We start from the raw sequence: 23606 nt of genomic DNA on the forward strand, positions 1-23606 counted from the left end.
TAATAATCTACGTAGATAAAAATTCTTTGTTGTATTATCAGTCTTTGTGCTTGATATACTCACATCCTTAATCGTTTATTGGTATAAGTATTTGTGCAACATCTTCAGTAAGTGCCAAATATAGGGCATTGACTATTGGCTAGTTTTATGATTTGACATATCGAAATTAGTTTTAACAAAGTTTGGGGATTTAAGTCCCCGTTACAAAACGTAATTGCGTTAGCGTAGCGGTAGCGAGTCCGCGTTCGCGCAGCGTCTCGTAGAGAGCGTCATGGGCGAAAAAGCGAATTGCGAATTGATTTAAGTATCCCTGCCCTCCATAAATTGAACTTTCCCTTCGATACCTCACCATGTTTTGCATCATAACTAAAAACTGTTAAAACTTGATTGCATGTATAGAACAAATATGTATAATACTTGCAGCTTGTACTTCAGCATTTGTTAGAAGTAGATATTTGGTCAAGCAAGGAAATTGGGAATTAATTTTCATAATCATTTGTTGGAGTATTTATGAGTAAAAGAAAAATATTTACAGCACTTGTTTCAATAGGTGTAGGACTATGCTTAGGAGCTTGTCAGTCTGGTGACGACAAGGTAAGCCAAGCGCAGAAAGATTCGCCCCATGTTTATGCGACGGCAAGTGATGAGCAAAGCCCAAAAGATAAGCAGTTGCAGGAATATGTAGAAAGCACACCCGACTTACACAGGGTAAGGTGGAAAGTCTGTGGCGACGGAAAACTTAGCGTTACGATGAATGAGGAGATCAATAAAGGTTGCAATGAAACCAGGAACGAACCAGCTAAGGGTTTTTTTCAACCTGCTTATGTTTGGGGGCCAGTTGGCGAAGTAAAGTTTGTAAATAAACGACATTTTACTCCAAGCCTTCAGATCGCAGGATTGTTTGTGAAATCAAGGGGTTGTGTGAATTTAGGTCAACCAGGAAAGGAAAATTTCTATCGGGTAGCTGAATTTACGCTAGAGAAAAATGCAAATTTACCAAAAGATGCTAAAAGCGAGTTAATTACAAAAGAAGAAAAAAAAGAGATATTAAACGCAGTGATAAAAGATGCTGATTTAGAGTTGACATCACTCAAAAATTTTGGCGTGTCATCTAACGGACTAATACCCACAGGGCCAACTTGTCCAACTATTGAGCAATGGCAGAAAGGTTTTTAATTGATTTATGTACAGTGACTTTTTATTTGTCGCTGTGACAATATAAGAGTCTGGGGTAGATGTGTCCGCTCCTGAATCATTTTGTGTCCTATTAGGACACATTTTCATGAGATTATCTACGATTACCGTACTTTCCATTAACCTGTACGGATAACGACGCTCAAAACCAAAACGTTCTCGACAGTAGTCCTCAAAGGTTTTGTGCGTGCTACGATAAAGCTTTCTGTCTCGTAATTCCACCAACGCCTTCCCTGCAAGGTAAAATGCTTTTTCTACTTGCCGTTCTAGGTGTAAGCGATCGCTTTGTTCATCCTCAGTCAACTCCGGCACTTCGACTGAGTTTACGGTAATTGTAGCTGTGGCTGGGTTTTCTTCAAGGTCTTGGTTATCTAGTGGTGTGCCGTCGCTAGATGCAGAGATGGTGGCTTTTTTGCCTTTGCGAGGTACTTTGTTCACCAATCCACCTCTGCCTGAACAGTAGTTGAAAGAATATGAAGTTCTGCCATGATGAAGATGTAGCTATATTAAAAAATTTATTCCCCAAACCTTTTGCTGAGGTTGGGGTTTTTTGTTCGCTTGTTATATATTTGCATCTGTGGGAATCACCAAGAGTGCTTAATCAGATGAATGCATTGTGTCAATAACTGCAAACAAAGCGCAGCTCAATTCACGCCGCACTCGAACCCCAATGCTTAACCTGTGGAGCTACAACAGCAACAGCAGAGCGCACATTCCCCGCGACAAGTTGAAATTAATCAAAATACTAACTTGTCGAGCGTTCGTCTAAATCGTTACCACCTATTGCATCAACCTTATCTTGGGAATCGCCTAAGTAGAGTTCGATAAATTCGAGCAGCGTGGCTGTTGCTGTTGTGCCTTTCGAGTTGCAACAGGCGATAAACTCCTCCCACTTCCTTTGGTCACAGTTGAAAGATGCTAATTTTTTTTACGCCCTGTATTGCTCATGGAGAGCGTATCATCTAGGTAAACTAGGACTCTTCACGCTTATTAAATCGTGTAATTCATCATGATGAATTACCTTGATGCTATCATCGCCAAATGTGTCAGCGCATTCTTCAAGCGATGTTTTTTGTGGACAGATGCTACCGCTAACGGCTACCATTGGCTCCTAGCGTAACCGCCCACCGTAGGTGATCGTACTCGGTAGCTGTGCGGTTACGCCGGGAGCAAATAAATATAGACATCACCCTGTAGCAATTCCAGCATCAACCATCTTCCTCACACACTGGGTATTAAATATCCTCAGTGATTCCGCTACTTCCTGAAAATACCCATACTGCTCATCTGCATAATCGCTCGGTTCCATTTCTTGTAGTTCACCGCCCCCTTCTCCTGTAAAGACGCACTCGCGTTCGGGGTAGAGAATAGGGAACAGGCAACAGTAGGATTGAAGCTCAAAGAAAAACTGCCTGTTCCCTTCTAAGAGAGAAAACCCTTGGATTTGAAGCCCCCTTCTTTAGGACGAGCGTTTAGGTATAATTCTAAATCCCCGGACAAAACCTTTTGTTGCCTATTCCCTTTTAAAAAACTTTAAATAGTCAACCCGCCAGTTAAATTCAGCAATCGCCGTTGCAAATCTTTTTCTTAATTCCCCACACCCAAAAATAGCACCTCCCTCTACTACAAGTTAGCCGTATATAAACGGCATTTTTTCGGAGGAAATACCCGGCTCTCAATTCGCAAGGGATAATCAGTAATCGTATTGTTTATATCACCTTTCTGCGTATTAGGAGTGTACTATACGCAAAAAATGAGAACTTTTCCGTTGTGAAACAGTGAGTTGAAATGACCATTTGGGAGGACAATAAAAATCAGACACTATAAAACCAGACGAAACTACCATTGTGTCTGATTATTAAGGGAGTAAAAAAAATGACGCTCTCTCTTGTCCACATAACAGCCCATAGAAAGGCGATCGCTTCCTTGCCAGTGGCACAGGCGGAGACGAAGTTGATTGCGCTGTGGTTGGAAGGAAAAGCAGAGTCATCTATCATCTCTTACCGACGCTACATTAGGCGATTTCTGGAATTTTTGGACAAACCCCTCAAAAAAGTGACCTATGAAGACTTGGTAGAATACGCCGCTGACTTAGGGGGCAATGCTGAAAGCACAAAGCGGATATATATTGCCGCAGCAAAAAGCTTGATTAGTTTCGCTCATAAAATTGGATATCTCCCTTTTAATGTGGGTATGGCGCTAAAACTCGGTGAACTGCCGGATGTAATCAACGAACGGTATCTGGATGAGGCTGATATTAAATTGTTGGTAAGAGCAGCAAGTAAGCATTTAGCTGATGCTAAAACTCCTAAGCGCCAGTACACAGCCCTACGTAATTTGTTAATTATCAAACTCCTGTATCAGGCAGGGTTACGGGCAAGTGAAATCTGTGAGTTAACATGGGGAGATTTGACACCCCGTGGTGAGAGTGGTCAAGTGTACGTGCGAAAAGCCAAGGGCAGCAAGAATCGGACAATTCTCATCAAGCAGAAACTCTGGGCGGAATTAATGGAGTTCAAAGCTTCGGCTCACGCTACTTCAGCAGTGTTTCCAAGTCAAAAAGGGGGACACCTTGACCGACAAAACTTGCACCCGATTGTCAAAGTGATCGCACTAGAAGCGGGATTAAGCGAACTGGTTTCGGCTCACTGGTTACGTCATGCCCACGGTTCTCACGCTATTGAGCGCGGGACTAATCCGGTACTGGTGAAAGAAACTTTGGGTCATGCCAATTTAGCCATCACCGATCGTTACTTGAAAGCCCGCCCCAATGACAGCAGTGCTTTAAACTTGATGGATCTTTGAAACAGACCGTATTGGAAATTACCCCTCCATCGGCAGAACTGTTTCATCAAGCCACTCGTAAAAGTCCGGTACTGCCGCCTCTACTCGTCGCAGTTCATCTGCCGCTAGAACCTCCAACTCCAGCACCGTCTCCCAACGCAAATCCCCAACCCATCGCTTGAGTATGCCCTTAATTGCATCTACCCCCTGCTTGATACCAGAGCGAAGTATTTCTACGCAATAGAGTAAGGTAATGCGATCTGTTGGGGGTGGGTCAAATTCCGTAGTATCCCCCCCCTCATAAGGGGAATTCCCTATACCAATATAGGGGGGGGTGGATACGGGGGATGAATCCGACTCAACAGCGTACTGAGACTGCATTGTAGCTTGGTACGGGTCTACAGTTTCGGCAACGTAACAGGTACGCTCCGACTTTAAGGTACGCCGTTCTTCTCGGTGAGCAATTACTAGTGATGCAAATTCTAATTCCGACTTTGATAGCGAGTAAATTTTCACCTGTTCACCGCGCTTACCTTGCTTGCGGGAAGTCAACTTTAGCCCCAGTTGCTCGACTAGAGTGGCCAATAACCATATTGGTTCACATTCACTAGGGACAGTAAAACCAAGAATTGCTTTTACATGAGCTGCACAATTCTTGGCGATCGCCATCATATTTATTAAGAGAGGGTCGGTTGCAGTAATCTCGCCCCCGGTCACTAGCCGTTTAAGAATGTGATGCAATCCCAAGTTGAACCGTGCTAGCCACCGCGCCGAGTAATTCCCCCAGTCCATACATAGAGGTAAATTGTCTCGTTCGCTGCGGTCTTTTTCACTGACAAGTTTTGGTGGGGAAGGGTATTCTCTGTCAGTGGACTCATCAATAATAACCCCCTCTGGTTCTGATAATATGGCTTCAAGTCCAGCGATCGCTCTAATTAATCGACCGCCGTCATCTTTTTCCACCAGTTCTTGGGTAACGTCCATGCCATAAGCTGACCAGATGCGAAACTTCTCGTTCTCAAAAACTTCCTCTGGTGGCAAGTAATCTTTACTCTGCCGGAGACGATACTCACTCGCTGTAATATTATTGGCTTTAGCAACCGCCGAGTAATAAGCCGTGTCCAAAGCAGCAGCAGCTTCTTTCAACTGTTCAGTCGCTTTGGCATCATCATCACTCCCCACTGATATAAATGTATTGCCCATTTCTGTGAGCAGCGATCGCAAATCATCACGCAGATTATTTAGAGAATAGTGCCGATTAGCCTGGATTTGACAATAAGCCTCTAGCGCCCAGTCTTTCTCTGCGCCCCGCTTACCTGAATCTCTGTCAATGCGAATCAAAAACGCGGTCATCTGGTTCGATAGCAACAGTCGCTCTTTAATCTTGGTAGCATTGGTATCTTTATAACCAAAAGGAGGCCGCGGAGCCACCCAAACATGAAACGGAACTTTCGGGCGATAGCGGTAAAGTTGTTGGGCGCATTCAGTAGCGGTTTGCGAAACCCCATGAAACACACCAAACACTAAATCAAAATGATACTCAGCAATGTCTACTCCGGTGCCGAGACTGGGGGAAGTAAACAAGGCATCGAGGTTTTTGACAGCGTTAGTGATATCTTTGATAAAAGCCACGTTTTCCTCACTGCCGGAATTGTCGGAGTGAACAGACCAAATGCGTAGTTTCGGTTCCTGACTACCAATGCCCTTATTAGATTGACTCAAAGCATTTTCGGCTGATTCAGTAGAGTCGAATATCTGCACTAAGAATGATTGTTCAAGTTTCTTAATGAAACGTTTGGAATCAGAAACCACCATGATTTTCTGCCCGTTCATCAACGCTGCCGAAATCTGAGCCACTAGAGCAGAAGAATTAGTACCTTCATACCAGTAAATTGTGCGATCGCCATTTCTCCATTCGTTTTTGACAATGTACGGGATTTCGCCTTTTGGACGCATAGAGCGAAAGAAGTCCACCGTCAGATCATCCATGTGAGCATCGGCGATGACAACCAGTGGGGCATTGTATACTATATATTCCAATACTTCCAGGATTGCGGCTCGATGTTCTTTACAAGTATTACTGTGTAGTAGGTGCGTCAGGTATTGGCAAGCTTCATCAATAAATATGCACCCGTAATTTAAAGCTTGGGTGTTGAGCTTATGCAAGCTGTCGATAGTAATTGAGAGAGCTTGGGCAATTGCTAAACCTGTGTAACCCAGGTCTGAATACATCGCGGTTTCCAGGCGGAGAGCCAGATTTTTCAGCAGATTAACGCGATGCCCATTGTTGAGAAATCGGGCTTCGGGGTTTTGGGATCGCCACCAGCGCATGAGTTCGGTTTTACCCGTACCCATATCGCTCCATAACACGACTAATCCTTTCTGGGGAAAACGGAAAGTAGGGGATTTCTTCGATTTGGATTCTTCAACTGAGTCAGTAGAATTTGACTTCCGACTTTCTCCTGTAATATAAGGAGTCAACGATTGTTCTTGTGCCAGATCATAAAGAGCCGGGGTAGATGAACATTTTTCTTTCAAGTCAGGAATACTCAGGGCTTGGGTTAAATATTTAATATTGACTGTGACATCCGGCTGGTACTTGCTCAGTCCCCATTTTTTAGCCCGGTACGATCTCTGGTAATCTTTAAGCGATTTGGCATCATCTACGATCGCAGTCAGTAGCGCATCAGCATCAAGACCCCTTGCCACCACGAAATCATCAACGCCTTTTTCTGGACCTGGCAACAATGCCACTTCACCTGTGCAGCCCTGAGATTCAATCGCTCTAATAGTACGAACAGTAGCTTGAAAAACTGACCAACGGGTATTGGCTCTGGTTTCGTAGTCGAATAAAATAATGAACTTGCGTCCCGCCTGAGCCATTGGTACTAAGTCAGGATGCAACCGTTCATCGAAATCTTGTTTGCCCACGCGCCCGTTCCAGATGCCGGGGAGCGCGATCGCTACAAACCCCAAACTCAGCAAACAAGCGGCTTTCTTCTCACCCTCGCATAAGATAATGGGAATCTCTGGATGCTGCTTTACCCACTCCCAAAATATTAGCGGATTGAGTTTATCAACCAATCGCAGTGCCAAAAGTGAATGATAGCGCTTAATTAGATAGCGTTTTGCAACTTTGTCCCAGATGGGGTTGGCGACATCAAAGTAGGTAACGCGGTTGGGGGTCTTGGGGGGTGACTCGTACTTAACGGGTTTACCTTTTTGCCAATCAATACGGGGGAAGTTGGGCTTAATCCGCCCCCAGTCCATTGGCTGCCAGTTTTTAAAGGGGTCAAGAGATTGAATCCATGTTCCTCCTAGTAATAGATGCTGATACATTTTGATGTATGCATCCGTGACTCGACCTGCATTTTTTCGAGGGATTTTGTCGGAGATGAAAAGGTAGTCATAAATTGTTTCTCCCTCGATGTGGAAGAAGTTGCGCTCAATCAGTGCTGGGTGAATGGCGCTGCCAACCGTCAACTCATGGTATTCAGCAGCCTTGAGGTTGTTGGGGTATTCAATTGGGCGTAATTTCATCCGCTCTCTCCTTGGAATTCCTTGGAGAGAGGTATGTTTTTTTGAAAATAACGTTTGAGCGGAAGAAACGCGATCGCTAGTTTTTTTCTTTTGAGCCGCAACTGCCAGTAATCATCACCCACGTCGCAGGTGATTACAACGGCTAGCCCAGTGATGTTTCTATCGCCATTATCTAAACACAGCCAACTTGAAAGCTGCCAAACTCTCGCTCTAGACAGGATATTTCTGAAATTACCCGACGCTACAGCACAAATTTGCCGTGCGAAAGCTGCACTATCACACCCCATGCGCTCAACTACTGCGCTCTTGGGTTTGCTATTTATCACAATATTTTCCCCTGATAACTCGGTTTACAAGCTTCAGAGGGGGTTGTTGCGCTGCTAAGGATTTTTGCTACGAAATTCGGGATATTTCTTAATCAAACTTAACTTTACTAAACCCTTGAAATTTCGATAGCAGAAATTGCCACACAAAACTGGTGCGTTTCGTGCGGCTTCTCGTATAATACAAGAAGCAGCGGATTCAATCTCGTTCGACCAGTCAGTGGAAAGTCGCCAAACTTTAAGTACCACTGCTTTGGTTTCCAGGAGATAACCCCGCTCTGGAGTTATTCGATTTTTCCATTTGGACGAAGCGTTACTCCTTAGTACGTTTTGTCCTTTAAATTTTTGACCTCCATACTTTCGCTTCAACTAGCCTTAATCTTACAGAACTTCTGTCCATCTGTTATGTAACGTCGTTTTGATTTTTACTTTTAGACCTCCACTCTCGTTAACAATCTTTTTTTTTGAGGGGGAAGGGTAATCTGAGGTTATTAACACCTCCATGTAGGGTGCGATTCCCCTGTAGCTCAAGCAGCCCTCGGCAGTTTAATTGTGATTTCTAGTTTTCCTGCAATCATAGCTACCTCTGTTAAGATGCGATCGCTAATGTTGGTAAAGTATCAGATGTATGTACCAACCCCTGTCGATCTGTCAAAATATACTTTTTAATTACTGGTTGAAGAGTAAAAGTAATTTCTTTTGTAATTGGATGTTTAATACTTTCTAGTAATGACAGGCGTTCAAGTTTTTCTAATGCTTTGACTAACTCTGAAGTTGACAAAGATGCTTTATCTCTTTGATTTATATTAGTTAATAGCTTAACAAAACAAATGGATTGGGAATGTGAAGCTATTTCATTTGCTAAAAAAATCATAATCTGCCTCTCGATTTTACTTAACACTTGAGTAAACATTTTATCGAGCATTGCTTCAAGCTCACTGCTAACAAATGTAGTTTGGTTTTCAAAAAATATTTCAGTACTACCACCGAAAAAGTAGTTAATTCGTTCTCCTACTGTTTCTAGTTCCAATGGATTACCGCAATATGTTTTAATCAACTCATGGCACTTTTGTGGATTAGTTAATCCTTGGGCAGCTAAAAGCTGCATTGCAGCATCTGTATCTAAGCCTTTAATTTTGAGATACTGAATAGATCGTTTAGCCCTTATTAGACTATCGAATTCATTAGGGAAAACTCGGCCAGTTAGAAGCAAGCAGCTTTGGTGCTGGTCTTCCAGTAAGCGACGAAAAAATGTTTCATACTCTAACCGTTGCTCAAAGTTATTTTTCTGGAATAATGCGTCAAACTCATCCAATACCAGCAGACAGCGACGGGATTGCAATTGCTTAATCAAAACTGTAATCCTTCCCTGGGTATAATCAGGGAGGTTTAAGGAGGGTTCTACAGTTTGTATTTGTTCTATCAGCTCGGCAGTTAAGTCCTGAACTAATGGTGCATGAGAAACTGATTTCCAGAAAAAGTAATCAAATCTAGGTTGAGATTGTACGCTAAGTGCTGCTATTAACTTTGCAGCTAATGCACTCTTACCAACTCCTGGCACTCCTATTAGTGAAATACAACGCTGCTTGGTTACTAATTCTTCTAAATCAGCCAGCTCCTGCACCCGTCCATAAAAGCTAGATATATCAGGTGGTTGACCTCCAATAATTTGTAGAGAGTTGTCGGCAGGGGTTACTTGCTTTGCACTTGGTGTTGGTTGAGTATGATACTTTTCTTGGGTTGCTATTTCTAAAAAATTCCGCAGATTCTTTTTGTAAACCCGTTCACCATTTCCAATGGTAGCGGACAATACATCCCATAGTTGAGGAGCTAACCGCCGTTGTAAGTAATTAAGACTATAAGGTGAGTTTTTCGCTATCTCCTCGTAATCACAATCATTCCATGTTCCTTTCAGGACAGTGATTTCAGCTTCAGATAAGCGTCTACCTGTTTTAGTAAATACTAAGTCTTCTACTACAACCAAGGCTTCTTCAAAAGTTACTGTCTTGGAACAATTATGTTCCGGAAAGTTCCGTCCTGTTATGGTAGCCGAAGAGAGGGAAGGATTTAGTGGTAAATTCAGCCTTTGTTCAGCATTAAAATCCATGACTATCCTTGTGCCAATAGAGAAATAGATATTTTTCAGTCAAATTCCATAACTAGAGTTATTTTAATAGCGTGTCATAACACACATAATCATACTAGGCTTTTCCGTCTGTAATTGCTTATTCTAGCAGGAGTAGCATACAAATTTCTAATATTGTTACTAAGCCCTGAATATGCCTAAATTTATGCCTGTAAGTCAGTTAGTGAGCCACTTAGCAGTGAAATATTTAGTGAGTTAGTTAACACACAAGAGTCAATTCCCATCTGCTTTATATAAGTTTTCCAAATATGTCATGCTATTGTATCAATCCTTTTTGCGATAACCGTCAAAATCCTAATGACATTGAAAACTGCCTGTCGTGTGGTACTTCGCTGCTTATCAACGACCGTATTCGCCTAGTTGAACCATTGAGAGAACTTGGTAATAACCCGTTTAATTATTTTGAAGTTTTTGAAGTAGACGACGCTGGTACTCAATTGAATCCTGGTCTTAAGCGGCGAGTCATGAAAGTTCTGAAATGGGATACTCCTAATTTAGTTAAGTTGATCGAGCATGAATCCCTGGCTTTGCAACTGATTCAGCATCCTAATATTCCCGAAAGCACTGTGGACGACTTTTTCACATTTGTTCCTAAGAATAGCCGCATAATATTACATTGCTTAGTTATGGATAAATTTGAGGGACGGAACTTAGAGCAGTGGATAGAATTTAATGGGAAAATTTCACAATCTCTAGCATTAGAATGGCTGAAACAGTTAGTTGAAATTCTTGATACAGTACACCATTCTGATTTTTTCCATCGAGATATCAAGCCTTCTAATATAGTTCTTCAGCCAAACGGTCAACTAGCATTAATTGATTTTGGTACTGCACGGCGATTGACTAATACTTACTTAGCTAAAGTTAGTGGGAGTGGGGGGACTGATAAAGGTAGGGGAGGACGATATGAAGTTACGTCTGTTGTTACGCCTCATTATACTCCTTTGGAGCAAATTAATGGTCAAGCAGTACCGCAATCAGATTTCTACTCTTTAGGTAGGACTTTTGTAAATCTGATTACTGGTATTCAACTGATGGATCTGCCAATAGATAAAAAAACAGGAAACCTAATTTGGAGAGATAAAGCACGGCAGATTGATAAACCCTTTGCTGATTTTCTTGATGAATTAATGGCTTTCCTTCCAGGGCAGCGTCCGCAGACTACTGAAATAATTTTGCAACGGCTAAAAAAACTCCCTCAGCAAAGTAAACTTTATAGACTAAGAAAGTCTAAAACATTTGTAATTAGTGTAATAGTTGCATCTATTACTTTCGGAGTTGTTGGTTTTTTCAAAATACTTCTGCCAGCAATAGCTAACAATCTAGTAGCCCAAGGAAAAAAGGCAGAAGCAGCAAATGATTCTCCATTGGCACAAAATATTTTTGACTCAGCTGTAAATATTAATCCCCAGGTCAAATTTTCTGTTTCAGAATTTTACTTTGACAAAGGACTTCGCAGTACAAATAGCCTAGAATTAGCTAAAAAATATTATGAATTAGCAATTAAATATAATAACAGAAATGTACAAATCTATAACAACTTAGGTATTGTGTGTAAACAATTACAAGACTACAAGTGTGTAACTGATAGTTATGAAAATGGTTTTAGATTGACCCCGAATAATTGGGAAGGACATTATGGGTTAGGAATTTTTTATGATGATCAAATGAAATACGATTTAGCAGAACAACAATATTATCTGGCTATAAAAAGTAATAGTCAAGCGATAATAGCTATCAATAATTTATCCAGATTAAAAATTATTAATAGGGATTATAATACAGCAATTGCTTTAGCCACTGAAGGACTACAAAAAGCTAAAGAACCTGAACTGCAAGCAGTTTTGTATAAAAACTTAGGCTGGGCGAAATTTGAGCAAAAGAAATATAGTGAGGCAAAAAAGTATTTAGAAAAAGCGAAAGAGTTAGATATACAAAGAACATCTACTCACTGTTTGTTAGCACAGGTGCAAGAAGCGCTAGGTGATGTTGATTATGCTTGGCTTTCTTGGGAAGCTTGTTTGCTAACTGAATCTAGAGAACCAGAAGTCTTTGGTTGGCGGACAGAAGTATTGCAAAGAATTAGGCTAAAACCTTCTGAGCATGAATAGCAAACAATTCTCATATTATATTAAAATTTTTGTTTGATGTAATTTTTTTTCAAGTTCCACTGCGCTATGAAAGTTAATGCTAGATTTACTCTGACTTCGGAAAAAAAAGTGTTTAGATACAGATTCCAAGTTCTACTCATCGCATCAACATTACTTATTTTACATTGGAGCAGTGCATGGAAGCAGTCTCAAGCGATAGCAACAGAGGTATGTGTCAAGCCAATCGGTCGAATTTATAGCGCCAGTGATTTGAATTTACCAGTAGGTAGCCAAATATGCTCAGGAGATCGTATTAAACCAGTTAAGGGGCGTACAGTCATGGCTCTGTGCTATTTGAATGGAAAATTTTTATATCTTAAGCAGAGTAAGATTTTCGATGCTCCCGACGAATGTGTATTGCCAAAGGAAAAAGTGGAGTTATGTACAGGATTGAACCCAAGTAGGTGCAAGAATACTAGAGGTTCAGATGAGGAGCAGAATGTACCAACGCTAATTAGTCCCTATGGCAGTTCAATGTTAAGTACCAGACCTCCAATCTCTTGGTCTGCTGTTTCTAAAGCTACTAATTACACAGTAATTGTCAGTGGTTACGAGTTTTACTGGGAGAGAACAGTCGATAAAACAATTACCACACTTCCCTACCCAGAAGAAGAAAAGGAATTACAGTTTGGTAACACCTACAAGTTTACTGTGCTTGCAAACGTGGATGATACTCCCATTAGTTCCTCCGAGCCATTAGTAGTTAGTGTTTTGACCCAAGAAGAACAAAATGCTATTGCACAAAGGGTGAAGCAGATTAATGAATTAGGCTTAGATCCAGATGAAGCTGCTATTTCGGATCTAGATGCCATATATATGTCTAGAAATCTTTTGAATGAAACGATTGAAACATTGAAAGTATTAGTTTCAAAGAGAAGTCAAAATCCCGCTGTTTATCGCTTATTAGCAGAACGGTATTTATAAGCATGGCTACCTAATGAAGCCCTGCGTGAATATGCCAAAGCAGCTCAATTGGCGAAAAGCACTGGTAATTTCAATGAATTAACTCGTGTGCAAGAAGGATTAAAGATCATAGAGTGTTATCACAAACATAAGTTACCTGAGACAACAATTACAAATTGTCCAGACTTGTAACTTAACGACCTTTGGGGGTTAAAGTCCTCTGCTTCTATCAAGCAACGCGAATTGAACGCCTAAGCTAAATCCCCCGAAGTTTTGTGGACGGAAACCGTCACAAAACGTAATTGCTCTCTTCTCTACGAGACGCCCAAGGGACGCAGCGGTAGCGAGTCATCGTAAGCGTCGCGTCATTGCGAATTGCGAATTGCGAATTGGTTTAAAGCCATCCTCCAACGAGTACGAAACCCGCCCAAAAGTAAGGGTGAGTGTATCGAGGATTGGATGACAAACTCAATTGTGCTTGACGTAAAGCCTCTGCTTTAGTCAAGCCATTTTTCAGACACTCGTAGAATTCTTCCATAAGTTGAGCGGTGGAACCTTCATCTACCAACCATAGGCTGGCTACTATACTCTGTGCGCCGGCTTGTGCTGCCACTCCAGCCATTCCTAGCGTTGACTTTTTATTTCCTTTTGCTGTCTGACAGGCGCTTAGAACTAATAACTCAATTGCATTTTCACTGGACTGAGTTTTATCTTTTATTAAACTGTCAAACTCTAAGATGTTAATTACTTTATCATAAGCTAAAAATACCGTCTTTTTAGTCTGAGAACTGAATTGACCGTGAGTGCTTATGTGCATGATTGGAAAGCCTTTTTTACTCAGTTCTTCCTTAAACTGTAAACTGGTAAATTTTTCATCTAGCAATATTTTTGAGGAAGTAGTTTGTTTCTTCACATCTGCTACCTCTTCTGCTACTCCTGGTAGGGCTTTTAAACCTTTGGGAGCGTTCTGGTCATTGAAGCTAGGGCTGCGCTTGGAGAGTCCAGCAATTAAAGCTGTTAACCGCTCTTGGGACAAAGATTTAGGTGGTCGGACTTTAGAACCCAAAGTTTGTGCAACACTGTATCGCTTTATTAAATAGTCTCTCTCATCATGAAGCAATCCCATTGGTAAGCTTTGGAAAGAAGCATCTAAAGCAAACACTAGCGTTCCTAATGAGGGTAAATATATTTTGATTGGCGCAATCAGCAACTTGTAAAGCTTTTGATAAGGTGAGGTAATTTTAGGATTATCAGTAGAGGATAACCTAGCAGACTGTAAAATATTTAACAGATTAATGACATGACCTCTAATTAGCTTTGAATCAACAGAATGATGGTGAAGGGAGTAGTCAGAAGATTGGACAATTACTTCTATAGTTGTGCTTAAATCAATAATGTAAATTATTGCAGTGGTGCTAGGTAAATTTTGAAGCTCGTTCAATGGCACAAGGTCAAGTTTGCCACATTGAAGAAAGTTTTCTAACTGTGCTATTTGCAATCGTCCATTCGTCTGAAGTACTTGTTTTAGATCAGGGCTAGAATTTGCTAGTAGCAATCGCATATAATTACGGTACACAGGCTCCGCTTGTTCGTAGAAGAAGAACTGAGTATCAGGGTTGCTAGATAAAAGGTTAGTACGAACTTGTGTTAAGCTACTAATAGCTGCCTCGTAAATTTTAAAAGCTTTTTCGTATTTTCCTTGTTTACTATACAAATCACCCAATTTTTGCTGCCATTGATAGGCAATATCCCACGCCTGAACTGATTGAGCAAAGCCTAAAGCTTGCTCAAAGTATGTTTGTGATTGTTCTGGTTGCAATTTACCTAGAGTACCCAAACTGTAAGATTCTAAGCGTTGATTCTTAAGGCTCTTAGCTGTTTTTAAGGCAGATTCTGCATACTCTACAGCTACAGACTGCAATTGTTTATTTAAAGTTTTATTTAGGTTCTCAGCAAAATTTAGCTTTGCATAAGCAGATTGGCTAATAGATAATTCAGAAAAAGCTGAAGAGTTTTTCAATATTAAGTCTATTGAAGCTGGAATTTGTTGCTCAATCTTATTTATGACTGTTTTCTTATTACCTGACCTAGATTCTGTGGTCAACCATTTATGAAAATCTAATAATAAGCTCAAGCGGTGTAGTTGAGATTTGAGCTTGAGAGATTGAGAAGCGCCTGCTATGTTATTTACCTGTTCGTAATAATCAAGCGAGAAGAGCGCATTTTGCTGAATCAGAGCAACGGTTTCTTTTTTAAAAACTGGTTCTTCTACCCATTTATACTGATCTCGTGATCGCTCGTACATCGACTGTTTACTATTCCCCAACGAAAGTAAAATTGAATTAACTTCCTCCCTTAGTTTCATTTGTTGAGTGAGCGATAACGTTTCTTTTAAAACTATTTCCGACTCATTTAACTTACCTACTAAACGTAAAACATCTCCCAGATTTCGTAGTGCCAGCAAATTTACTGACGTTGGATTTACTTGATGAATTGTTGCGTAAAGTGCTTTTTCATCAAATTCTTTATATGGATTAAGCGTTGGAGAAAAAATCCGCTTATCCATTTTTAAAGCTGACAACATGGTATCGTAGGCGTTAGAGTATAACCCCAGAGCTTGTTGGGCGAGATTTTGGTTGATTAAATTCCCAGTAACACCTTCATCTAAGCGGAGTTGACCATAAATCTTTGTAGCTTCTTCCCAAGTCGCAAGAGCCTCCCAATATTGCCCCTGATTTAACTGTTCATGTCCTTGAGCAGTCAAAAATTGCGCCTGATTGCGTTGTGTATTTTTATTTCCACCCTGAGCCATGAGTCGGGATGGCTTGCCAACAGCGATTAACAAACCTGTGAACCACAAAAATAAGTACCCTCGTCTACTGATTTTCATGGCAAAAATTTTGATGCAGAATCTTGAGCAAAGCAAGGTTCAGCAGTTGACAACGAAGCAACAGCAATCTCTTTATTCGGTTCAGCCAATAAGTTGACGTCTCCTGATGGTTCTATTACAGCAGTTTGGGCTTCTACAATTGGTTTTACTTCCTGAATTGGCGGTTTTAGTTTCTCTGAGTTATCACTTGCTTGAACTGAAATAGACTCATCCTGCCATCCATTATTGTTGGATAGTTGGTCTTGAAGAGTACGTGGTGGGCTACCAGTTCCAATGATCACAAAACTACTTGCCGCTATGCCTGAACGTCCTTGACAAACTGATGCAATTTCTAGAGTATTTGAAATTCCTTCTAGCTGTACTTTATTGAAATTAAAATTAGTGAACCGAGCGTCAACTTGAATTGTGCCATCAATTCCTAACTGCGAACTCGCTTCCAATCGGCTGTTAGGTGAAATGAAGAATGCTGTAGCATCTATATCAATATTTCCGCCTTGTCCCTTAAAAGCGTTAGCTGTAATACTACTATTTCTTATTGCAACTAGGATATCTGTGTTGATAGTGATATTGCCACCATCGCCATCTGTGCCTTGTTGACCAGCAGTTGCAGAGATAGTGCCATTGTTTAATTGAAGAATGTTTGACTGAACTGCAATGTCTCCTCCTTCTCCGATCGCAGTGGTGGCACTGATTCCTCCGTTATTGGTAATATTGATTCCATTGGCGTTAACTTGAATACTCCCGGCGTTGCCAAGACCATCATTGCGAACAGTAATCAGAGCGTTACCAGTAATATTCAAAAGAGGAGTATTAATAGCTATATTTCCTGAGTTACCAGAAGGAATGGGAGGAAGTCTGAACAAATTCCGTATGAGTTGAGACTCGATATTAGCTGATGAAATTACTAAGCTAGGATTTGGAGAATTAGGCACACCTTTTATATCTATGGAATTTGAAGCATTTATAGTAACACTTCCACTATCACCACTTGCTAAGGTAGAAGAATCAATCCTGCCCCCGTCTCGAACTATTAATCTTGATGTATTGACTGTTAAATTACCTGCGTTACCAGCATTTAAAGTTGTAGCAGATAAAATACTTGGTTGAAAGGTAATTGGTGCATATCCCTCTACTATTACAGAGTCAGTTGCATTTATCGTTACGTCTCCTCCTCTACCGATTCCTAATGTTGAAGATCCTATTGCACCACCACCTGTAGCGATAAGTTCTTCCGTTGATACCGCAATGTTGCCAGCATTTCCAGAACCAAATGTTCCAGCAGTAATAAGACTAAAAACACCGGAATTGAGAGGTGAAACTCCGACTAAATTTACAGAGTCAGTTGCATTTATAATTATATTGCCACTGTTGGCAGGACTAAATGTCAAGGAATTTATTTGCCCTCCATCCCGAAGAATTAATCTTGTAGTTGATATTTTTATGTCTCCAGATTTGCCGAGTCCTATAGTTTCATTCCGTAAACTACCGGCAATTTTAGCAACTGGATCAGTGCCACTTATGTCTAAGGAGTCGGAAGCATTTACTTGTAACGTTCCTCCTGGCAATAATCCTTGATTTTGAATTAAAATTACAGAACCGTCAGTAAGTGTAATCTTTTGTCCTTGTACCTGGATAGAACCGCTACTAACGCCACTAGCATTAACTAAAGCACGTTTTGATAGTTGAATATCCTGAAAAGAAGCTGTATTTTCGTAGGATAAATTCCAGCCAGAGGATGTTTGTATTAGGTTGACTAAACTATTCTTTCCCACACTACCTAGTTCAACCCTTCCACTTTCGGCTGTTATAATGCCGCCATTTAAAATCACATTTCCCCCAACTAATGCTATTGTGTTTGTTGGCTGAACTCGTAAACCTGTAGAGGCATTTTGTCCGACTGCTGGGGAGAATCCTGAACCAATTACGCTATGTCCTATCCCTTCAACACGGATTGCTTCAGACTTATTCCCAAATTGCAGTCCAACTGGTGTGCTTATAGTCAGTATCGGTGTAGTTTGGGAATCTCTATCCGTGAATTGAAAGCCATCAGCAAACCTGATACTGTTTGCTGTACTGCTAATAAAAGAACCACCAATATTTAACTGGGCATTTTGACCAAAAACAATTCCATTAGGATTGATTAAAAATAAATTTGCTGAACCATTAGCACGAATTAATCCATCAATACTAGAAGCTGAATTGCTAGTGACTCTGCCTATAATATTTTCAATACCAATTGAATTATTAAAATAAGCTGTACTTCCAGTAGGGATAGAAAATTCTTTAAAACTATGAAATAAATTACCGCCTACTGTTGTTCCTTTTTCTATAATTCTAGTTTCATTTTCTAACTTTATACTTGTGTTGTTAGGCAATGTGCTATCTGGAATAATCTGAGATCGAGATGGAGCATTGGTCAGCAGATTATAGACCAAAACAGTAGCAGAAATTATTAGTAAATTATTATAATAGAATCCCATACTAAAATAACCTTTTTAAATTAAAATAAATCCAATTTGGTTTTTAAAAACAAATAATTATGGCTCGTATTTCATAAACATTACAAAACCCTTTAGCAATCTCTTTCTTACTTGAGATAGAAAAAATTTAGATTTAAGTGACGGCGGTAAATCCTCGTAATTAACATTTACAAAACATCTTTTTGTGTAAAAATTTATTAATTCCTTTTTTACGCATTTTAAATAAAGAGGCTGAGTAGCTTGAGTAGATAAATGCTCTGCTAAAAAAGTTCCTAGCCCCTGATTTCGGCAGTCTGGGACGACATATAAACTACCTAATTCTTGTGCAAAAGAAAAATTTCGTAGTTGTCCAAATGCCACTAAGCGACCATCATATTCAATTATCCAAAACTGTTTCAACTTGAGTTGGGTTGCATCAAGTCTGGCTTTAACCATGAATAATAGAATCAACCAAATATCAAAAGGTTTAGCTTTTCTAAGAACATATTCATGTGGCAATGAAAAATTAATCTGTGTCATTTTCTCGTTTATTCAACTATTGATGATTAAAAACTATATAAATTACACACAAAGGTTTTTTGCATTGTATACCGTCTTGTCAGTTAAATCAATTGCTTATCTATTTTTGGAAGTTATGTATCTTCCAAGTTTCATCGCAGTCTCCAAGATGATGCCAGTAAAAATTGTTCCAGTTTTGAAGCTCTGTATTTATTATTACCGAGTTCATTGTATTAAGTGAATAGGCAAATTAAGTAATTATACTAACCTAGTAGAATAAAAATACAGAGCAAAGGGAAAATAATACTTTTTATTTATTATCAAAATTTGAAACTTGCTAATCCTATACCAGAAGTTATCAACTATTCGCACATTATCAATGCATATAGCTGTTATTAAGCTGTTACCAAATAATTTTCAACAGTTTATAAAAACTTGATACCAGTCTGTTCTTGTACAATTTCAAAGGTTATGCCAATATTCCACCTACATTATGAGTGATAAATCTCATCAAAAGGTTGCATTTTCCTGGTTAAATCTGAGTCTATTAGTGTTACTCAGCAGTACAATTTCTAAACCTCTCTACGCCCAGGTTGTAGATATTGCACAACAACCAAATCTGCCGTCACCGCAAGATGTGCAACCACCCTTGCCTTACCCACTGCCCTCACCACACCTACCACAACCTCTGACCCCACCAAGTGAACTGTTAGAACCGTCCTCCCCAGATTCCCCATCATCAAAACCTTTCCCTAGCCAGATTCCTGAAACTTTTACTGTAAAACGGTTTGAAGTTTTTGGCAGCACAGTTTTTAGTCCCCAAGAGTTAGCCCAAACGCTTGCGGAATTTATCAATCGACCGATATCAATCGTTGAACTATATCAAGCCCGCGCCAAAATCACTGATCTATACGTCAATAATGGTTACATTACTTCTGGTGCTTACATTCCACCTCAAAAAATTCAGTCCGGTGTTGCCAAAATTCAAGTAGTCGAAAGAAAATTGCAAAAAATTGAGGTAACTGGGACTCAAAGGCTTTCTCCTAATTATGTTCGCAGTCGGATAGAAGCAGCCATTAATGGGCCTCTCAACCAGAAGCGTCTGTTAGAGGCACTACAAGTTTTGCGACTTAATCCGTTGATTCAAAACCTGTCTGCTGAATTGAAGCGCGGATCAGTCTCAGGTACAAATGTACTATTAGTTGAAGTTGAAGAAGCGAAAACCTTCAGTACCCAAATAGTGCTTGATAACGGGCGCACTCCTGCGGTTGGGAGCTTTCAACGCCGAGTACAACTAAATGAAGCTAACTTACTCGGATTGGGAGATGGACTGAGTGTAGGTTACAGTAATACAGATGGTAGTAACTTCTTTTACGGCAGCTACACATTGCCTGTCAATCCCAAAAACGGTACGCTTAGTTTCAACTATGGTACTTCCGAAAGTAATATCATCGAACGGCCATTTAACTCCTTAGATATCGAAGGAGCTTCCCGTTACTACGAACTGACATACCGCCAGCCCCTAATAGAAACTCCCACACAAGAATTCGCTGTAGGTTTGACAGCTTCCCGCCAGGAAAGTGAAACCTCTTATGTACCACTAGGAGAACGATTACCTTTTCCTTCGTTGGGTGCTGATGAATCAGGACGCACCAAATTGACTGCATTGCGGTTTTTTCAAGAATGGACTTCTCGCAGCCCTCGCCAAGTAGTAGCAGTGCGATCGCAATTCAACCTGGGGATCAGTACATTGAACGCCACAATCAATCAAGAAGCTCCCGATAGCCGTTTTTTCTCATGGCTTGCACAAGCACAGTGGGCGCGGCTTTTAGCTCCTGAAACTATATTTTTGTTCCGCCTGAATACGCAATTGTCATCGACTTCACTTCTACCTTTCGAGCAGTTTGGACTAGGTGGAATTGATAGTATCCGTGGCTATCGCCAAGATATTCTGCTAGATGACAACGGTGCTTTTGCTTCAGCCGAAGTTCAAGTTCCAGTACTTCGGACATCTGGGAGGAATGGTCTGTTGCAAGTTATACCTTTTATAGATTTTGGAGTCGCTTGGAATAATTCGAGCCGAGACAATTCTAATACCAGCAGTTCCAATACTTTGGCTTCCGTTGGTCTAGGGTTACGTTGGTCACAAGGCGATCGCTTCACTGCACGTTTGGACTGGGGCATTCCTTTGATAGCAGTTGATCAGCCAGATAGAACATGGCAGGAAAACGGGATTTATTTCTCGGTGATTTATAATCCTTTTTGATTTATTGAGAAAATAAACAAGTATGTAGGCGTGTAAAGTAATACTCAGATATTATTCTTCATCCTCCTCATCCTCGAAATCATCATCACCATGTTCTTCATACCACTTTCTTTCTCCAAAGCGATTTCTCTCTCGATCCTGAATCTCTCTAGAGTTTCTTTTTCAAGCTTTTTCCTTTCAAATATCTCATTTTCTATTCTTTCTATTCTCTGCCTTTCTTTTTCTTCTCTTTCTCTCTCGATTTGAATTAATCGCTGCTCCACTCGCTCACAGTAGAAATCCAAAGCCTTGCCCGTAACACCTCCGGTAATCCCACCACCAGCTAAAAAAACGAGGACAGTTTTCCAGTTACCAAAGGGGCTACCGCTCCACTCCAAACTCCCCTCATTGAGCCATACCAATAGAAAGTAGACAATAATTCCAATAACTGTATTGATCAGCGCAAAAACTCTCGGTGTCATCTCGGATTGACGAAGTATCAGCCATTGCGCCAAAGTGAGAATCACACCAAAGATGACAGCAGTGATGGCACAAAGAATAACATTACCTGGGAAAGTAAACGGATCTACTGCAAATTTAATGATTAGCGTGATAGTAATTAACCCAGACAGCAAAAAGCTGATGAATAAGCTCGCGGCACTCGCAAGAAACCAGTAGCTACCAAAATAACCCAGGCGAAATTCTAATAACAACTCTTGTACTCCAAGCAAAGTCATCCAAAACGCAATACTCGCTGTCAAATAATCAAGCATTAGCCGTTGTTTTACCCGTGTGTTGAAGAGGGTAATTTCTAGAATAAGCTGAAATTGAATTCAGTTGTCAGAAGTCAGAAGTCAGAATTGAATTCAGGCTCCTGACAACTGAAGTTTTTCTTATTAACTGTGGTATTGGACTGATTTTCGTCAAAGTATTCTTTCATCTGTGCAAAATATAAAAAGCAATGAAAAACCCCAACCTGTTTAAAGGATGGGGGCATAAATAAAAACTCTATATTCCATGATGACACAATTCAATATTTGTTCGACTGCTGTCAGTTTGGAGGTGCGGCAATGAACAAACCACCATCTAGACGCAAGAAAGTTATCCCTGCGGTATCTGGCGAACTAAAGCCAGCAAGCGACTCTGCAACAAAAGATCCTTCTTCGCACGAAAATCCAGCTTCAGTAACGATTACGGTCACTGCTGTTGAAGTTACAGAGTTGAGCGAGGAAGAACAAAGCTTACGCTTGCACTTGGAACGCCGTGTGGAACGTGCATTTTTAGAAGCAGGTCAGGCGCTGATGGAGTTGCGCGATGGCAGATTGTACCGTTCCACGCACCGGACTTTTGAAGAATACTGCCGAGATCGCTTCAACTATAGTCGTGACGCGGCTTACTTGAAGATTTCGGCTACCGTCGTTTATGAGAATCTCCAAAAGTTTTTGCCGACCATTGGTCGGCAAATTCCAATGCCGACCAACGAACGACAATTGCGCTTTTTGGCGAAAGCCGAGTTGGAACCGGCTGTGCAAGCGGATGTTTGGCAGCAGGCAGTAGAGCAAGCTGGCAATAAGATTCCATCCGGTCGCATAGTGAAAGATGTTGTGGATAGGATACGTGAAAGGACGAAAGTACCCAATCCTTACCATATTGGTGAAATATGCATTCTTCTGCCTAAAGATGACCCAGACTTAAGGGGTAAAGCGGGTTATTGGGGAGTGGTAACTCATGTTGGCGAATACAGCTGTACACTCCAGACATGGGATGGGGACTACACCGTAAAAATCGAACACCTGAAATCACTGGAATTGCTTGATGGAGATTGTAGATTCATGCAGCAGCTATGTGTGAGGTTACGGCAGTTGCATCAAGTGGCCAGCCGTGACTCTTCTGTAGATTGGCTGTTGCAGGGTTTGGGGAAACAAGCTAAACCGTATCTGTCATCCTTGCAGGCAAAGCTGCTGGCGGCTGTGGAACGGGAGTACAAAATCGAGTGGAGGCAACAGAAATGATGGTGCAGCTAGGAAACAATAATTTAATGCAACAAAGTTCACTTAACGAGTTTAGTTTCAAATATTTCTCGCCACAATTCAAATTCAGGACAATTGCACCAAAGGGTAACGAACCCCTCAAAAAGTTTAGTTTCTGAATTTTTAACTCCCCTTGGGAGAACTTGGATCAAGATAGGAATATCCAAATCACATTTCCAATTTTCTATTTCTTTTTGAAGTTGGGCAATAGTGTCTTGATGGAATCCTCGGTCGTTGTTGGAACACTGAACAAGTAAACATCCATTATCAGAATCTTTTACTCGCTTGATCGAGAAATTAATCTGCGTCCACATTGATTGGACTTCATTGAAAATATTAGGCAAACCATAGTGATTGCCTAGTATTGCCTTTCGGCGTTTCGATTCACCCATAAGTCCCCCTCAGCAATACAAATTTTGACAA

16 protein-coding genes are annotated in these 23606 nt (G+C 40.7%); 6 read left to right on the forward strand and 10 right to left on the reverse strand.

Going from position 1 to position 23606, the window contains the following annotated elements:
• The first annotated feature begins 510 nt into the window (after positions 1-510).
• Positions 511-1176: a hypothetical protein gene (locus F8S12_RS13005; protein ID WP_196516688.1), complete on the forward strand. Its 666-nt coding sequence runs from the start codon at positions 511-513 to the stop codon at positions 1174-1176.
• Here F8S12_RS13005 and F8S12_RS13010 read toward each other — a convergent pair.
• Together F8S12_RS13010 and F8S12_RS41635 are read right to left on the reverse strand one after the other, a co-directional pair.
• Positions 1120-1632 carry a hypothetical protein gene (locus tag F8S12_RS13010; RefSeq protein WP_196516689.1) on the reverse strand — a complete coding sequence of 171 codons (513 nt, stop codon included), beginning with the start codon at positions 1630-1632 and terminating at the stop codon, positions 1120-1122. The two genes, F8S12_RS13005 and F8S12_RS13010, sit on opposite strands and share 57 nt — an antisense overlap.
• Positions 1633-2380: 748 nt before the next feature.
• Positions 2381-2503 (reverse strand): hypothetical protein, encoded by a 123-nt coding sequence (locus tag F8S12_RS41635; protein ID WP_269144808.1) that lies wholly within the window; start codon positions 2501-2503, stop codon positions 2381-2383.
• Between the two features lie 566 nt (positions 2504-3069).
• On the opposite strand from F8S12_RS41635, the gene F8S12_RS13015 reads away from it, so the two are divergent.
• Entirely contained in the window at positions 3070-3999 is a 930-nt protein-coding gene (locus F8S12_RS13015) for a tyrosine-type recombinase/integrase (protein WP_196516690.1), read from the forward strand.
• Between the two features lie 18 nt (positions 4000-4017).
• On the opposite strand, the gene F8S12_RS13020 is transcribed toward F8S12_RS13015, so the two are convergent.
• The 3 genes from F8S12_RS13020 to F8S12_RS13030 all read right to left on the reverse strand — a co-directional run bounded on the left by F8S12_RS13020 (position 4018) and on the right by F8S12_RS13030 (position 9948).
• Positions 4018-7518 (reverse strand): plasmid replication protein, CyRepA1 family, encoded by a 3501-nt coding sequence (locus F8S12_RS13020; RefSeq protein ID WP_196516691.1) that lies wholly within the window; start codon positions 7516-7518, stop codon positions 4018-4020.
• Complete coding sequence (locus tag F8S12_RS13025; RefSeq protein WP_196516692.1) at positions 7515-7844, reverse strand: hypothetical protein; 330 nt, start codon at positions 7842-7844, stop codon at positions 7515-7517. The genes F8S12_RS13020 and F8S12_RS13025 overlap by 4 nt, the downstream gene beginning before the upstream one ends.
• Positions 7845-8430: 586 nt before the next feature.
• Complete coding sequence (locus F8S12_RS13030; protein ID WP_196516693.1) at positions 8431-9948, reverse strand: NACHT domain-containing protein; 1518 nt, start codon at positions 9946-9948, stop codon at positions 8431-8433.
• A gap of 287 nt (positions 9949-10235) precedes the next feature.
• On the opposite strand from F8S12_RS13030, the gene F8S12_RS13035 reads away from it, so the two are divergent.
• Both F8S12_RS13035 and F8S12_RS13040 read left to right on the forward strand, forming a co-directional pair.
• Positions 10236-12098, forward strand: a complete 1863-nt coding sequence (locus F8S12_RS13035; RefSeq protein ID WP_196516694.1) for a protein kinase domain-containing protein — start codon at positions 10236-10238, stop codon at positions 12096-12098.
• Positions 12099-12164: 66 nt separating this feature from the next.
• A complete protein-coding gene (locus F8S12_RS13040) occupies positions 12165-13061 on the forward strand; it encodes a hypothetical protein (protein ID WP_196516695.1) in 897 nt (298 codons plus the stop codon).
• Between the two features lie 373 nt (positions 13062-13434).
• On the opposite strand, the gene F8S12_RS13045 is transcribed toward F8S12_RS13040, so the two are convergent.
• From F8S12_RS13045 to F8S12_RS13055, 3 genes are read right to left on the reverse strand one after another with little or no spacing between them, the layout of a single operon-like run.
• On the reverse strand, positions 13435-15930 hold the full coding sequence (locus F8S12_RS13045; protein ID WP_196516696.1) for a CHAT domain-containing protein: 2496 nt from the start codon (positions 15928-15930) through the stop codon (positions 13435-13437).
• Positions 15927-18410 (reverse strand): two-partner secretion domain-containing protein, encoded by a 2484-nt coding sequence (locus F8S12_RS13050; protein WP_196516697.1) that lies wholly within the window; start codon positions 18408-18410, stop codon positions 15927-15929. The genes F8S12_RS13045 and F8S12_RS13050 overlap by 4 nt, the downstream gene beginning before the upstream one ends.
• A 57-nt stretch (positions 18411-18467) precedes the next feature.
• Entirely contained in the window at positions 18468-18929 is a 462-nt protein-coding gene (locus tag F8S12_RS13055; protein ID WP_196516698.1) for a GNAT family N-acetyltransferase, read from the reverse strand.
• A gap of 472 nt (positions 18930-19401) precedes the next feature.
• On the opposite strand from F8S12_RS13055, the gene F8S12_RS13060 reads away from it, so the two are divergent.
• Positions 19402-21174: a ShlB/FhaC/HecB family hemolysin secretion/activation protein gene (locus F8S12_RS13060; RefSeq protein WP_196516699.1), complete on the forward strand. Its 1773-nt coding sequence runs from the start codon at positions 19402-19404 to the stop codon at positions 21172-21174.
• A gap of 44 nt (positions 21175-21218) precedes the next feature.
• On the opposite strand, the gene F8S12_RS13065 is transcribed toward F8S12_RS13060, so the two are convergent.
• Complete coding sequence (locus F8S12_RS13065; protein WP_196516700.1) at positions 21219-21926, reverse strand: hypothetical protein; 708 nt, start codon at positions 21924-21926, stop codon at positions 21219-21221.
• A gap of 297 nt (positions 21927-22223) precedes the next feature.
• Between F8S12_RS13065 and F8S12_RS13070 the strand changes: the two genes are divergently transcribed.
• Positions 22224-23165, forward strand: coding sequence for a hypothetical protein (locus tag F8S12_RS13070; RefSeq protein ID WP_196516701.1), 942 nt, complete (start codon positions 22224-22226; stop codon positions 23163-23165).
• A gap of 38 nt (positions 23166-23203) precedes the next feature.
• Here the strand turns inward: F8S12_RS13070 and F8S12_RS13075 are convergent, their stop codons facing one another.
• Positions 23204-23575, reverse strand: coding sequence for a hypothetical protein (locus tag F8S12_RS13075; RefSeq protein ID WP_196516702.1), 372 nt, complete (start codon positions 23573-23575; stop codon positions 23204-23206).
• Positions 23576-23606: the final 31 nt, after the last annotated feature.

This window comes from Nostoc sp. WHI, assembly GCF_015714725.1.
Lineage (GTDB): Bacteria > Cyanobacteriota > Cyanobacteriia > Cyanobacteriales > Nostocaceae > Nostoc.